This is a genomic window from Tsukamurella conjunctivitidis, from assembly GCF_007858475.1.
GTDB lineage: Bacteria > Actinomycetota > Actinomycetes > Mycobacteriales > Mycobacteriaceae > Tsukamurella > Tsukamurella conjunctivitidis.
Genome location: NZ_VIGX01000001.1, coordinates 323916 through 338562, shown reverse-complemented (window position 1 = coordinate 338562; position 14647 = coordinate 323916). Strand labels below are relative to the sequence as shown.

The 14647-nt window shown below is 70.5% G+C and carries 12 protein-coding genes; 5 read left to right on the top strand and 7 right to left on the bottom strand.

What is annotated here, in order from left to right:
* Positions 1-82: 82 nt before the first annotated feature.
* Genes FK530_RS01580 through FK530_RS01570 form a run of 3 tightly spaced genes read left to right on the top strand, consistent with a single transcriptional unit; the run spans position 83 to position 2999 of the window.
* Positions 83-1366, top strand: a complete 1284-nt coding sequence (locus FK530_RS01580) for a hypothetical protein (RefSeq protein ID WP_146485227.1) — start codon at positions 83-85, stop codon at positions 1364-1366.
* A 17-nt stretch (positions 1367-1383) separates the two neighbouring features.
* On the top strand, positions 1384-2310 hold the full coding sequence (locus FK530_RS01575; RefSeq protein WP_146485226.1) for an LLM class F420-dependent oxidoreductase: 927 nt from the start codon (positions 1384-1386) through the stop codon (positions 2308-2310).
* Positions 2311-2339: 29 nt separating this feature from the next.
* Entirely contained in the window at positions 2340-2999 is a 660-nt protein-coding gene (locus tag FK530_RS01570) for a hypothetical protein (protein WP_146485225.1), read from the top strand.
* A gap of 59 nt (positions 3000-3058) precedes the next feature.
* Here the strand turns inward: FK530_RS01570 and FK530_RS01565 are convergent, their stop codons facing one another.
* Together FK530_RS01565 and FK530_RS01560 are read right to left on the bottom strand one after the other, a co-directional pair.
* Positions 3059-5026, bottom strand: coding sequence for a GMC family oxidoreductase N-terminal domain-containing protein (locus FK530_RS01565; RefSeq protein WP_146485224.1), 1968 nt, complete (start codon positions 5024-5026; stop codon positions 3059-3061).
* Positions 5027-5069: 43 nt separating this feature from the next.
* Positions 5070-6491, bottom strand: coding sequence for an aldehyde dehydrogenase family protein (locus tag FK530_RS01560; RefSeq protein WP_146485223.1), 1422 nt, complete (start codon positions 6489-6491; stop codon positions 5070-5072).
* 126 nt (positions 6492-6617) lie between these two features.
* Here FK530_RS01560 and FK530_RS01555 point away from each other — a divergent pair, with 126 nt between their 5' ends.
* The gene (locus FK530_RS01555; RefSeq protein WP_146485222.1) at positions 6618-7853 is read left to right on the top strand and encodes a PucR family transcriptional regulator; all 1236 of its coding nucleotides are present in this window, start codon (positions 6618-6620) and stop codon (positions 7851-7853) included.
* Here the strand turns inward: FK530_RS01555 and FK530_RS01550 are convergent.
* The 4 genes from FK530_RS01550 to FK530_RS01535 all read right to left on the bottom strand — a co-directional run bounded on the left by FK530_RS01550 (position 7828) and on the right by FK530_RS01535 (position 11795).
* Positions 7828-8343, bottom strand: coding sequence for a mycothiol transferase (locus FK530_RS01550; protein WP_146485221.1), 516 nt, complete (start codon positions 8341-8343; stop codon positions 7828-7830). The genes FK530_RS01555 and FK530_RS01550 overlap by 26 nt on opposite strands.
* Positions 8344-8382: 39 nt before the next feature.
* Positions 8383-8862: a hypothetical protein gene (locus FK530_RS01545; RefSeq protein ID WP_146485220.1), complete on the bottom strand. Its 480-nt coding sequence runs from the start codon at positions 8860-8862 to the stop codon at positions 8383-8385.
* A gap of 126 nt (positions 8863-8988) precedes the next feature.
* Positions 8989-10911 carry a molecular chaperone HtpG gene (htpG, locus tag FK530_RS01540; protein WP_146485219.1) on the bottom strand — a complete coding sequence of 641 codons (1923 nt, stop codon included), beginning with the start codon at positions 10909-10911 and terminating at the stop codon, positions 8989-8991.
* Positions 10912-11057: 146 nt separating this feature from the next.
* A complete protein-coding gene (locus tag FK530_RS01535) occupies positions 11058-11795 on the bottom strand; it encodes an SDR family oxidoreductase (protein ID WP_146485218.1) in 738 nt (245 codons plus the stop codon).
* A gap of 101 nt (positions 11796-11896) precedes the next feature.
* On the opposite strand from FK530_RS01535, the gene FK530_RS01530 reads away from it, so the two are divergent.
* A complete protein-coding gene (locus FK530_RS01530; protein ID WP_146485217.1) occupies positions 11897-12721 on the top strand; it encodes a helix-turn-helix transcriptional regulator in 825 nt (274 codons plus the stop codon).
* Between the two features lie 156 nt (positions 12722-12877).
* On the opposite strand, the gene groL is transcribed toward FK530_RS01530, so the two are convergent.
* Positions 12878-14500: a chaperonin GroEL gene (gene groL, locus FK530_RS01525; RefSeq protein WP_146485216.1), complete on the bottom strand. Its 1623-nt coding sequence runs from the start codon at positions 14498-14500 to the stop codon at positions 12878-12880.
* Positions 14501-14647: the final 147 nt, after the last annotated feature.

Sequence of the window (14647 nt, the reverse complement as noted above, 5' to 3'; positions counted from 1 at the left end):
TCATATGAACCCACCCACATGGCATCCACCCCGCTCGTTTGTGAGGTTAGGGTAGCCAAAGTCACTCGGTTACGGTGGGAGCATGACCCGCGCAGAGATTCCCCCTTCCGCCCGCATCGTCGCGCGTACCGTCGCGCTCACCGTCGCCGGCCTGGTCCTGATCCTGTTCACCGCCGCCGTGCTGCTCTCGCAGATCTTCGCCGCACTCTCCGCGGCATCGGTCTTCACGCCGCTGTGGCGGGCGGTCGGCACCGTCGGAGCCTGGATCACCGGCACCGATCCCGCGCCCGTCGACGTTGCGACAGGTAGCGACCTGGAGTGGGCGTGGCAGTTCCACGCCGGCGCGCTCGTGATCGGCGTGGGCGCGGGCCTGCTGTGGGGCGTCGTCGCGGTGCGCTCCGGCGACCGGGGCGCGGCGGGCGTCGACCGCGCCGCCCGCGTTCTGCGCGCGATCGCGACCGGCGTGCTGGCCGTCGCGATGCTGCTCTACGGCCTGGCGAAGGTGATCCCCGCGCAGATGGGCCACATGAACCTGCCCGCGTACCAGCTGCAGGCCGTGGGCGACACCGAGCCCTTCTCCCTGCTCTGGGGCTACATGGCCGCGTCCACGCCCTACACAGTGGTCACGGGAGCGATCGAACTCACCGCCGGCCTGCTGCTGATCGTGCCCCGCACCCGCCTCGCCGGGGCGTTGCTCTCGATCGTCGCGCTGACGCAGATCGTGCTGCTCAACGTCTTCTACGACGTGCCGGTCAAGCTGCTCGCCGCCGAGCTGCTGGTGATCGCGCTGGTCCTGGTTTTCCCGCACCGCCGGGAGCTGCTGCGCGCCGTGCTCCCCGCCGCGGCCTCGCCCGCCCGGCGGACGGGCACTGTCGTGGCCGGCGTGCTGGCCGCCGTCCTCATCGCCGCGACCGTCGCCGGGAACCTCGCGCGGGTCGACACCATGAACACGCCGCGCGATCCGCGCGACGGGGTGTGGCGGGCCGTCACGCTCACCGTCGACGGTGCGCCCGCCCTCGCGGCGGGCGAGACCGGCCCCGTCTGGACCTCGATCGCGATCACGCTCCGCGGCACCGCGGACCGTCCGGCGCAGGGCTCCGCACAGGACAGCCTCGTCACGCAGGCGCCCGACGGTGCCGTCACCGCCTGGGGCCTGCGCGCGGACGGGGACCGGTTCACGGTGCGCGCCGGCGCCGGGGCCGAGCCCGTCGAGCTGCAGGTCACGACGGTGCCCGACGGCCTGCGCGTGGCGGGCACCGTCGACGGTAGGCGGCTCGAGGCGCAGTACGAGCGGCGCGAGCTGGACCGCCGCTCCGACATCCGTTTCGTGCAGGCCCCCTTCGATCGCACACGCCCACGGCTGTAGTGGCACAGTGGTCTTCCATGGAGCTACGCATCTTCGTCGAACCCCAGCAGGGAGCCACCTACGCCGACCAGCTCGCCGTGGCGCGGACCGCGGAGGCCGCCGGATTCGGCGCCTTCTTCCGGTCGGACCACTACGTCGCGATGAACGTCGACGGGGCGCCCGGCCCCACCGACTCGTGGATCACGCTCGGCGCGATCGGCCGCGAGACCTCCACCATCCGGCTCGGCACGCTGGTCACGTCCGCCACGTTCCGGTTCCCCGGGCCGCTGGCGATCTCCGTCGCGCAGGTCGACGAGATGTCGGGCGGGCGCGTGGAGCTGGGCCTCGGTGCGGGCTGGTTCGAGGAGGAGCACGCCGCCTACGCGATCCCCTTCCCCGACGTGAAGGAGCGCTTCGCGCGTTTCGAGGAGACCCTGGAGATCGTCACCGGTCTCTGGGAGGCACAGGGCCCCTACACCTTCCGCGGCGAGCACTTCTCCCTGGTCGACTCCCCCGCACTGCCCAAGCCGGCGCAGGCGCACGTGCCGATCGTCCTGGGCGGGGCCGGCAAGAAGCGCAGCGCCGCCCTGGCCGCGCGGTTCGCCGACGAGTACAACACGCCCTTCGTGCCGGTCGAGGAGGCCGCCGCGGTGTGGGCGCGCGTCGACGCCGCGGCGACCGCCGCGGGCCGGGATCCGCAGTCGATCATCAAGTCCGCCGCACAGGTCGTCTGCGGCGGTTCCGACGAGGCCACCGTCGCGCGTCGGGCCGCGACGATCGGCCGTGAGCTGCCCGAGCTGCGCGAGAACGGGCTCACCGGCTCCGCGTCGGAGATCGTCGACAAGCTGGGTACCTTCGCCGAGGCCGGTGCCTCGCGGGTGTACCTGCAGGTGCTCGACCAGAGCGACCTCGACCACGTGGAGTGGATCGGCGCCGAGGTGCTGCCGCAGGTCGCCGGCCTGTAGGTGTCAGTGGGTGCGGCTACCGTCGCGCCATGATCGACGACACCGCGTTCGAGACCCCGGACGACGACCCCCTCACCGCTCGCGACACCGACCTGTGGCCCGGCGGGGTGGCCCTGCTGTACCTGGACCGCCCGTCGGGAACGCTCACTCCGGCGCAGACCGCCTTCGTACTCGGCAACGACGAGGAACTCATCGAGCAGCTGATGCTCGGCGAGGAGGACGAGGCCGCGCAGTGGGCGTACGACGCGTACCGCATTCGACTCGGTGATCCCGACCCCGACCTGGTCGCGGCGAGCCGAGACGGTGAGGAAGGGCTCGAGGAGTCCTGCCTCGAACACGCCAGGATCGCCACGATGGACGCGCAGGCGAAGCGGTATGCGCTGAACCATCTCCGCAGCCATCCGCAGGGTCCGCCTGAGTACTCGATCCTCCCGGCGATGGAGCAGGTGCAGAATGCGGCCGAGGCGGTCCACGCCCCGTACTGGAGCTGTGCCCGCTGTCAGGAGCTCGCCGACCCGTGCCCGGGGCACGTCGCGACGGTGGCGGTGGCGGAGGCGGCCCGCGACGCGGCCGTGGCGGCGATGCGTGCCGAAGTGCTCGCCGCCTTCGACGCCTTCACCACTGCGGGGCAGTCTCCCGCGATAGCGAATCGTTCCCGCGATCACGGTGGTGATCGCGGGAACGATTGAGAGTCGCGGGACGCGAGTTCCGTCGGGAATGGGTTCCGCCGAGAACCCGGCGGCGCAGGTCAGGCGTTCGCAGCCAGCAGGTTGGTGGCGGTGCGGCGGGCCAGGGCCATCGTGGTGATCATCGGGTTCACGCCGGAGCAGGTGGGCATGCCGCTGGCGTCGGCGATCCACACACCGCGCGTGTCGTGCAGCTCGCCCGACGGGTTCGCCACGGAGGTCGCGGGATCCGCACCCAGCGGGGCGCTGCACATCTGATGGGCACTGAACACCGGGGTGCCGCCGGGTCCGATCGGGATCGCATTGACCTGCTCGATGAAGGCGTCCAGGTCCTCGCCGCGCTGCCACGGCGCGAACCGCTGCCCGGCCACGTAGATCAGCCGGGCACCGGCGGCCTCCTGCATTCGGATGGACGCGGCGATGCCCTCGCGGAAGTGCTTGCGGTCCAGCTCGTCGTCGAACGGGTAGGCGTGCACCGCCTCGCCGCTCTCGTCGATGGTCACGGTGCCGGTGCCGCGGTCCTTGACCAGCACCACCCAGTCGGCGCGATTGCGGTACTGGACCGTCAGCTCCTTGTGCGCCGCTCCGCCGAGCCAGGGCACCACACTGTTGAACAGGCCCGGCAGGTGCTGCACGCTCTCGATGAGGAAGCCGTAACCCGAATCGGCATCGGCGAACTCGTTCATCACACCCGCCATCGCCGGCCCGAACCAGGGGTCCTGCGGCTCGTCGTAGACGCCGCTGACGAGCGTCGCGGGGTGCAGCCTCAGGCTCTGCCCGACGGCGGGCCCGCCGATACCGGAGCGCAGCAGCAGCGCGGGTGATTCCAGGCTCCCCGCGGAGACCACGACGGTGGGCGCCTCGATGCGGACCGGGATCTGCTGTCCCGTCACCGGATCCGTGTAGGTGCCCTCGACGCCGGTGGCGGCGCGGGCACCGTCGGGGCCGGTGGTGGTGACGACCGAGACCCGCGTGTTCGGCAGGAGGCGGGCGCCCGCGTCGGAGGCGTCCTGGAGGTAGGTGCGCATCGTGCCCTGCTTGGCGCCGGTCTGATCGCCCATGCCGCTGTACGCGCTGCGGACCGGGTCGAACCGGTCGGGGGCCACGTTGAGGTCGACCTTCCGGTACGAGTAGCCCAGGCCCGCGGCGCCTTCCGAGAGCCGCTCGTGCGGCTGGTTCTGCAGCGCGACGTCCTCGTTGCAGCCGAGCCGGGCGAAGACGGCGTTCAGGTGCTCGTCGAACTCGGGGCCGAGGGCGTCGTCGAGGCCGGCGCCCGCCCACTCCTTGCGGACGGTCTCCGGGGTCTTGAGCGAGTTGGACCAGTTCACGGTGCTGCCGCCGCCGACGGTGGCGCCCGCGGCGAGCATGACGTTGCCGTCGGCGGAGGGGAAGAAGCCGCCGCGCAGGAACAGCGTCTGATAGGCGAAGAGCTCGTTCTGCACGAAGTCGGACTCGTTGCGGTAGGAACCGCCCTCGACCACGATCACGTTCTTGCCGGCGCGGGCCAGCTCGGCGGCCGCGACGCCGCCGCCGGAACCCGAGCCGACGATCACCGCGTCGGCGGTGAGGGTCTCGCCGACCGTCGCCGTGATGGCGGTGATCGTCTTCGGCGTCTCGGGCGGGTTGGAGACGGGGCCGGGGTAGCCCATGCCGGCCCACAGCGGGTTGCGACCCTGCTCGTCCATGAGGCCGTAGGCGATCATCGTCGAGAGCTGGCACAGGCTCGCGACGGCGAGGCCGGACTCCGGGGTGATGCCGCCGAGGTTCGCGATGATCACCTCGCGGACGGCCTGCGGCTGGTTCTTCAGGCCCACGAGGGCCGCGGTGTCGAGCAGCTGCGCGAGGCCGGCGAGGCCCTCCTCGGGCAGGTGCGAGAGCAGGTACTGCTCTACCGCGGCGTCGACCATCAGGTCGCTGCCCTTGACGGCCCAGAAGCCGGTCGGATCGTCCTCGCGGGGCACCGAGGCGACGAAGGTGTCGACCACGGCGGTGAGCGTCTTGCGCTGGCGCGCATCGAATTCGAAGATCATGATGGGGTCCTTTCGGGATGAGTGGTCGTGGGTCGGCGCGCGCTCAGGGCAGCTGCATCGACTTGGTCTCGAGGTAGTCGTCGAGGCCCCACGCGCCGAACTCCCGGCCATTGCCCGACTGTTTGTAGCCCCCGAACGGGGCGTTGATGTTGAAGGCACCGTCGTTGATCTGGACCTGCCCGGCCCGGATGCGCCGCCCCACCGCGACCGCGCGTTCCTGATCGGCGGAGAAGACCGCGGCGTTGAGGCCGTACGGGGTGTCGTTGGCGAGCTCGATCGCCTCGTCCTCGGTGTCGTAGGCCTGGATCACGAGGACGGGACCGAAGATCTCCTCGCGGACGATCGCCATGTCGGCGTCGACGTCGGTGAACACCGTCGGGCGCACGAAGTAGCCGCGGTCCAGGCCGTCCGGCGGGGTCGGGCCGCCGGCGACCAGCCGCGCACCGTCGGCGATGCCCTTCTCGATGTACCCGACCACCCGGTCCCGCTGCTGCGCGGAGACGAGCGGGCCGAGGACGGTGTCGGGCTCGAAGGGCCCGCCGACCTTGATCTGCTCGACGCCGGCGGCGGCGATGGCCTCGACCTGCGCCATCGCGGCGCGGGGCACGATCATGCGGGTCAGGGCGATGCAGGTCTGGCCGGAGTTGAGGAAGCAGCCGTTGAGCCCGGCGGAGACCGCCTCGACCAGGTCGGCATCGTCGAGGACGACGAGCGGGGACTTGCCGCCGAGCTCGAGGGCGACCTTCTTGATGGTCTGCGCCGCGACCGCGCCGATGCGGCGGCCGGCGCCGGTGGAGCCGGTGAGCGAGACCATGTCGACCTCCGGGTGGCCGACGAGCGCCTCGCCGACGACCTGCCCGGCGCCGGTCACGACGTTGAAGACGCCCTTCGGCAGGCCGAGCTGATCGAAGATCTCCGCCAGCACGAAGGCGGTGAGCGGCGCGACCTCGCTGGGCTTGAGCACCACGGTGCAGCCCGCGGCCAGGGCCGGCGCGACCTTGGCGACCACCTGGTGCAGCGGGTAGTTCCACGGCGTGATCGCCACGACCACGCCGATCGGCTCGCGCACGACCAGCGAGTTGTAGACCGTCTCCTCGAAGGCGTACGTGCTCGCGATCTCCGCGACCGAGACGAGCGACTGCACCGGCAGGCCCGCCTGCACCACGTTGCTGTACGCGAAGGGCATGCCCACCTCCTGGCTGACCAGGGTGGCGATCTCGGTCTGCCGGGCCTGGAGGGCGCGGGCGGCGCCGAGCAGGAAGTCGATCCGCTCCGCGAGCGGGGTCGCGGACCAGCCCGGGAAGGCGGCGCGGGCGGCGGCGACCGCGGCGTCGGCATCGTCGGCGGTACCGGCGGAAACCTGCGCGATGACCTCCTCGGTGGTCGCGTCGAGGACGTCGATGGTCTCGGTGCCGGCGGACGCGCGCCACTGGCCGTCGATGTAGTGGCTGGTGCGGTCGATCATCGGTGGTTCTCCTACTCGCGGGGATGTGATGTCCGTACCGACGACTCTCCGATGTGACGGTGGTCATATTCTTGGAGCCATGAGCAAGGTTCCGGCCGTCCTTTGTTCCCGCGGACAAATCGCCTGATGACAGACCTCAGTCCCCCGGCGCTGCGATGGCTCACCGATTTCGCGCGCGCCGCCGAGAACGAGGAGGCACTGGACCGGATGGTCCGCGAGGTGGACGCCGCGATCATCGCGGCCCTACCGGACCTGGCGGAACCGGTGCTCCGCGGCGAGCTGGACGCCAGCACGCGCGCGCACTGGCGCGGGGTGCTCGGCACGGCGCTGCGGGAGCAGCTCACCGTCGCCCCGACCGACGAGACGCACGACCTCGCCCGCACGATGGCCCGACGGGGCTTCCCCGTGACCGACCTCATCGCGGTGTATCGCGTGGGGCAGAACGAGGCCTGGAACGTGCTCATCGCGGCACTCGGCAGCGGTATCACCGATCTGGAGGTGCGCGCCGAGGTCCTGTTGTACTTCTGGCCGCGGGTGACCCACTGGCTCGACATCTCGATCGAGGCGATGATCTCGACCTTCACCGCGGAGCGGGAGCAGTGGCAGCAGGGCGCGCTCGCGCGGCGGACCGCCACCATCGACGCCCTCCTCGCCGGGCGGGCCGTCGACGTGGCGGAAGCGACTGCGGCGCTCGGGTATCCGCTCGCGCGTCCGCACGTCGCGTACTCGGTCTGGGTGGACGAGGACGTCCCGGAAGCCGAGGTGCACCGGCTCCTGGAGCGGTCGGCGCAGGCCGTGCACCGGGCTGTGGGCGGCGAGCACCAGTTGACCCAGCGCAGCGGGGCGCGGTCGCTGCGGTGCTGGAGCGCGGGGGCGGAACTCGCGCCCCTCGTCGAGCTGCCCGCGCTGCCCGACGGTGTGCGGTGCGCCGTCGGTACGCCCCACCCGGGTCCGGCGGGCTTCCGCCGTAGCCACGACGAGGCCGCCGCCGCACTGGCCGTCGGCTTCCGGACGGGCCGGCCGCGGGTCGCTTACCGGGACGTCGAGCTGGCGTGTCTGGTCAGCGGCGACGCAGGTCCCGCGGGGGTGGCGACGCTCGTCGACCGCGAGTTGGGTGCGCTGGCCGAACCCGGCGACGGCGCGGCGCGGCTGCGGGAGACACTCCTCGCCTACCTCGAAGCGGGCGGCGATGCCCGCGCCACCGGGAAGGCACTCACGCTGCACCCGAACACCGTGCGGTATCGCGTGCGGCAAGCGGAATCACTGCTGGGGCATCCGATCGACGAACGGCGCGTCTACGTGGAGCTGGCCCTGCACGCGGTGCAGGTGTTCGGGCCTAGTCCGGGAGCAGAGCGCCCTTGAGGTAGGCGGCGGCACCGAGGTGCTGCGCGCAGTCGTCGACGATGCTCACCAGGCGGACCGCGACGGTGACCGGCGGATCCCAGGCTTCGTCGATGACGCGAGTCAATTCCGCCGGTGTGACGCTCGCGAGGTAGCGGGTCGCCATGGCGTCGACGTCGCGGAAGTAGCCGATGAGCAGTGCGTCGCTGCCGTGCACCTGCGCGGCCTCGGCGCGACTGTGACCGTAGCCCGTGGACTCCGGCGGCAGATCGAGGCCGAAACGGCCGTACCAGTCGTTCGCCGTCCAGACCTCCTCGACGCCGGCGATCGGGGCCAGCTGCGCGTCGATGACCCGCGCGCTGTGCCACACCAGCCAGGTGATCGTGTTGGCGTCCGGGACGATCCGACGGTTCGCGATGTCCGGGTCGAGACCGTCCGTCACCTCCTCCGCGTGCTCGCGGATGCGGGCGAACGAGTCGATCAGCAGGTCGCGTGCAGCGGTTCCGTCCATATGTCCGACGGTACGCCGATGCCGCGGCGAGCCGGCCGACTAGGAACCCACGAGAAGGAGAAGGCAGAAGCCCAGGATGAGGAATAACAGCCCCACACAGACCGCCAGAATCACGATCTGCGCGACTTTGAGGCCGTTGACCGGCGGCGGGGGCGGCGGAGTGAAGCTGAATCGGCCCGGCGTCCCGGTGCCGTTCGGGGCGGCGTAGAAGACGGTGACCGTCTGCCCCGCAGTCACGCGGAGCGGAATGCTCGCCGTACCGAACCGCGCACCGACCACCGCACTGCCCGGCGTGCCGGTGAACGCCGCGTATGTCCCGAGCTGCACGCTGAGGACGTGATCGCCCGCCGTGACGGGGAGGATCGATTCTCCCCAGTCAGACATCCGGGCGACGCTGTCCACGAAGGCGCTGACGCTCACGCCGTTCTCGTACTTGATGAACGCGTTCGCCGAACTGCCCGGCACGCAGATCAAACGGATCCATCCCTGCGCAGGTACTGCTGGCAACGCCACATCCACTCCTTCGCCCTCGGCACCGTTCGGTGCGATGGGAACAGGGTGACGCGAACCTCTTTCGCAGCGCTTACCGCGCGCTGAACGTCGCCGCGCCCGAGGGGGAGGTGGCGCGGCGACGTTCCGTGCAGATCAGCCCAGGGAGCGGCCGAGCTGGCGCGCGAGCACCGCGGCGAACTCGGCCGGGTCGGCGACGGCGCCGCCCTCCGCGAGGACGGCGGTCCCGTAGAGGATCTCCGCCGCGTCGCGGAGGTCGTCCGCGGGCTCACCGTCGCCGACCTTCTCACGCAGCGCGAGCACGAGCGCGTTGTCCGGGTTCAGCTCCAGCGTGCGGCGAGTGCGCGGCACCTCCTGGCCGCTGGCCCGGTACATCTGCTCGAGCTGCGGCGTCAGATCGAACTCGCCGCCCACGAGGCACGCGGGCGAGGTGGTCAGTCGCGAGGTGAGCCGCACGCCGGAGACCTTGTCCTCCAGCGTCTTCGCCAGCCACGCGGTGAGCGGCTCGAAGCCCTCCGCCTCCGGCGTCTCGTCGCCGAGGTCCGCCTCCCCCTTGGCGACGGAGACGAACCGCTTACCGTCGAACTCCGCGCCCGTGGTCCACAGCTCGTCGACCTGATCGGTGAGGAGCAGCACCTCGAAGCCCTTGGCGGCGAAGGCCTCCAGGTGCGGGGACGACTCCAGCTGGCGGCGGGACTCGCCTGCGGCGTAGTAGATGACGTCCTGCCCCTCCGGCATGCGGGAGACGTAGTCCGCCAGGCCCGTGGTGCCCTCCTCGCTGAACGTCGACGTGAACGACGCTGCCTTGAGCAGGGTTTCGCGGTTGTCCTGGTCGTCGAGCAGCCCCTCCTTGAGGACGGCACCGAAGGCCGTCCAGAAGGTGTCGTACTTCTCCCGCTCGTTCTCGCGCATCGCGGTGACGGTCTGCAGAACACGCTTGACGAGGCGCTTGCGGATCATCACGAGGTGCCGGTCGTTCTGCAGGATCTCCCGGGAGACGTTGAGCGAGAGGTCCTGTGCGTCCACGACGCCGGTGATGAATCGCAGGTACGGGGGCAGCAGCGCCTCGCAGTGATCCATGATGAACACCCGCTTGACGTAGAGCGCGGGGCCCGGCTTGGTGTTGCGGTAGAACATGTCGAAGGGCGGCATCGTCGGGATGAAGAGCAGCGCCTGGTACTCGAAGGTGCCCTCGGCGCGGACCGCGATCGTCTCGAGCGGCTCGTCGAAGGCGTGGCTGATGTGCCGGTAGAAGTCGGCGTACTCCTCGTCGGAGACCTCGTCCTTCGGGCGGGCCCACAGCGCCTGCATGGAGTTGAGGGTCTCCGGCCCGGACGGTGCGGCGTCGTCGGCCTCGTCGCCGTCGGTGTCCGCGGCCTCGGCGGCGGGGAGGATCAGGCGGATCGGGAAGGCGATGAAGTCGCTGTAGCGCCGGACCACTGTGCGGAGCACGTGCTCGGAGGCGTAGTCGTGGAGGCTGTCGTCGCCGTCCGCGGCGCGCAGGTGCAGGGTGATCGTCGTGCCGTGCTGCGCGGGCACCTCGTCACCCGTCAGGTCGGTGACGGTGTAGGTGCCGTGGCCCTCGGACTCCCAGCGCGTGGCGGTGTCCTCGCCGGCCTTGCGGGTGACGAGGGTGACGCGGTCGGCGACCATGAACGCCGAGTAGAAGCCGATGCCGAACTGGCCGATGAGCTCCGCCGACGCGCCCTGCTCCTTGGCCTGTTTCGCGGCCTCGAGCTTGCGCTTGAGCTCGCCGGTGCCGGACTTGGCCAGGGTGCCGATGAGGTCGACGACGTCGGCGCGGCTCATGCCGATGCCGTTGTCCGCGATGGTCAGCGTGCGGGCCTCGGCGTCGGGGCGCAGCTCGATGTGCAGATCGGAGGCGTCCGCGTCGAGATCCTTGTCCTGGTAGGCCTCCAGCCGCAGCTTGTCCAGCGCGTCCGAGGCGTTGGAGATCAGCTCGCGGAGGAAGACGTCCTTCTCCGAGTACACCGAGTGGATCATCAGCGACAGCAGCTGATCGGTCTCGGCCTGGAACTGAAGGGTCTCTGCGGTCACGTCGTCGCCTTTCTTGTCACTGACGTCTAGAGCATCAATTCTGCCAACCTGCTGAATGCCGCCGTACACCGGTCGGGGGAGCAGCGGGCCAGCCAGCGGCGCGGCTGGGCCACGCGGCGAACGCGGACTCCCGGTCGTCCCGCAGGTCAGCCCTGCACCGTCGGGAGCACGATCATCGAGGCGAGGTTGACGTCTGCGGGGAGCGATGCGCTCCACGCCACCGCGTCGCCGATCGCGGAGGCCGGGATCGGCGGGTTCTCGACGGCGTACCGCCGCAGGATCTCTGCAGCGTCCGCGTCCGTGACTCCGGCGGCGAGTTCCGATTCGACCATGCCGGGCTCGATGAGGCGCACCCGGACGCCGCGCGGCCCGAACTCGTCGCGGAGATGCCGAGCAAGGTGTGCGACGGCCGCCTTGGTAGCGTTGTAGACCGAATAGCCGGGGAGGACCATGTGGGCGCCGATGGAGCCGATCAGGATCAGATCCGCCGGCCCGGACTCGGCGGCGGCCGTGAGGTCGTCGATAGTGGCACGCGCGGTCGCGAGGAGACCGGAGATGTTCGTGGAGACCATCCGATCCCAGTCGTCCACCTCCGCGGTATCGAACGCAGCCGGGAGCATGGCGCCGGCGTTGGCCACCACCAGGTCGAAGGCGCCCACCTCCTCGCGGAGATGGGCGATCGCGGACGTCAGAGAGGCGCGGTCGGTGACGTCGGCGACCGCGTGCGCCGCACCCGTCACCGTGGCGACGGCGGCGAGGCGATCGGCGCGGCGGCCGATGAGCGCCGCCCTGGCGCCGGCGGCGGTCAGGGATGCGGCGGTGGCGGCACCGATGCCACTGCCGGCGCCGGTGATGAGTGCTGTGCGATCAGTCAACGAGGTCATGCCGATCACGGTGCCCGGCGGCGAGCCCGGGTGACAGGCCCCGCGACTGGGGGTAGTCGCACTATCTGGCTGGACCAGGGCGTATGAGTACCGTGGGTCGGGTGGAAGGCAATCTGCTCGGTGAGTTTCTCCGCGCGCGTCGCGAACGGGTGGACCCCGCGACGCTCGGCCTGCGGACGATGGGCGTACGGCGGACACCCGGACTCCGTCGCGAAGAGGTCGCCGCGCAAGCTGGCATCAGCGTCGAATACCTCGTCCGGCTCGAACGCGGGCGGGACCGCCGCCCATCGCCCGCAGTGGTGGCAGCACTCGCGGACGTGCTGCGACTCGATCCCGACGGCGCGGCGCACCTCGCGCAACTCGCCGATCTCCCCGACGGACGCGGCGGCGAGATCGTCGACGAGATGTCCGATGTGGTCCGCCGCCTGCTCGATACGTGGCCGAACCCCACCATCGTCACCAATTCGCTGCTCGACCTGATCGGCACGAACGCGGCCGGCGAGAACCTGCATCGCGGCATCGGACTCGAGGTGGGCGACAACATGGTGCGCTCGCTGTTCCTCGACCCGCGGGCGCCAGAGGTGTACCTGGACTACGACACCGTCGCCCGCGAGAGCGTGGGCAATCTGCGTGCATGGTCCGGACCGAACCCGTCGAATCCCCGCCTCATCGCCCTCGTCGGCGAACTCTCGGTCCGCAGTACACACTTCGCCCGCCTCTGGGGCGAGGGCGAGGTGCAGACGAAGACCAATGGCACCAAGACCATCGCGCACCCGGACCTCGGGGTGCTGGAGCTGGAGTGGACCACACTCGAAGTGGCCGCGGCCCCAGGACAGTTCGTAGTCGCGTATCAGCAGACGACTTCCGCCGCAGCGGGCGACTCCGCTCGCCCCGCGCACTCCGGCGGGGAGCGGCGATACGTCTAGGGTGCTCCCGCAACGTTCCGAGAATCGGGTTCTGCGGCGCGGCAAGGACGAATTTCGCCGCGAGGCATCGGAAAACCCGACTTTCGGAGACGGGGCGGGCCCGGCACCGTCGAAACGACGATGCCGGGCCCGGAATTCCTAGCCGGGTGGCTGGACTTAGAAGTCCATGCCGCCCATGCCGCCGGTCGGATCGACCGGGGCACCGGCCTTCTCCGGCTTGTCGGCGACGACGGCCTCGGTGGTGAGGAACAGCGCCGCGATCGAGGCTGCGTTCTGCAGCGCCGAGCGGGTGACCTTCACCGGGTCGTTGATGCCGGCCGCCAGCAGGTCCTCGTACACACCGGTGGCGGCGTTGAGGCCGGTGCCGGCGGGCGAGTTGCGGACCTTCTCGGCGACGACACCGGGCTCGAGGCCGGCATTGACGGCGATCTGCTTGACGGGAGCGTCCAGCGCGACCTTGACGATGTTCGCGCCGGTGGCCTCGTCACCCTCGAGAGCGAGGCTGTCGAAGACGGTGCCCGACTGCGCGAGAGCAGCGCCACCACCGGCGACGATGCCCTCCTCGACGGCGGCCTTGGCGTTGCGCACGGCATCCTCGATGCGGTGCTTGCGCTCCTTGAGCTCGACCTCGGTGGCGGCACCGGCCTTGATGACGGCGACGCCGCCGGCCAGCTTCGCGAGGCGCTCCTGCAGCTTCTCCCGGTCGTAGTCCGAGTCGCTGTTGTCGATCTCGGCGCGGATCTGCGAAACGCGGCCCTCGATCTGCTCCTTGGAACCGGCACCGTCGACGATGGTGGTCTCGTCCTTGGTGACGACGACCTGGCGCGCCTGGCCCAGGACCTCGAGGCCGGCGGTGTCGAGCGACAGGCCGATCTCCTCGGAGATGACCTGGCCACCGGTGAGGATGGCCATGTCCTGCAGCATCGCCTTGCGACGATCGCCGAAGCCGGGGGCCTTGATGGCGACCGACTTGAAGGTGCCGCGGATCTTGTTGACGATGAGCGTCGACAGGGCCTCGCCCTCGACGTCCTCGGCGATGATCGCGAGCGGCTTGCCCGACTGGATGACCTTCTCCAGCAGCGGCAGCAGGTCCTTCACGGTCGAGATCTTGCCCGAGACGAGCAGCACGTAGGCGTCCTCGAGCACGGCCTCCTGACGCTCGGCGTCGGTGGCGAAGTAGCCCGAGATGAAGCCCTTGTCGAAGCGCATGCCCTCGGTGAGCTCCAGCTGGAGACCGAAGGTGTTGCTCTCCTCGACGGTGATGACGCCTTCCTTGCCGACCTTGTCCATGGCCTCGGCGATCAGCTCGCCGATGGCGGGGTCGCCGGCCGAGATGCCCGCGGTAGCAGCGATCTGCTCCTTGGTCTCGACCTCCTTGGCGGCCTTCAGCAGGTGCTCGGAGACGGCCTCGACGGCCTTCTCGATGCCCCGCTTGAGGCCCAGCGGGTTCGCGCCCGCGGCCACGTTGCGCAGGCCCTCGCGCACGAGCGCCTGGGCCAGAACGGTGGCGGTGGTGGTGCCGTCGCCCGCGACGTCGTCGGTCTTCTTGGCGACCTCCTTGACGAGCTCGGCGCCGATCTTCTCGTAGGGATCCTCGAGCTCGATCTCCTTGGCGATGGAAACACCGTCGTTGGTGATCGTGGGGGCGCCCCACTTCTTCTCCAGCACGACGTTGCGGCCCTTGGGGCCGAGCGTCACCTTGACGGCGTCGGCGAGGGCGTTCAGGCCCCGCTCGAGGCCGCGGCGGGCCTCTTCGTCGAACGCGATGATCTTGGCCATTGCGAAGTGATTCCTCCAGATAGGGGCCGGTTCGGCCCGTACTTTGGACACGTCTTCTAGGTCGATTCGATGCCCGCGACGGACGACCCGGCGTGTCACCTGCGCGGGTTGCGCACAGGGCCCGGTCTCACCTCTTCGACCTAGCAC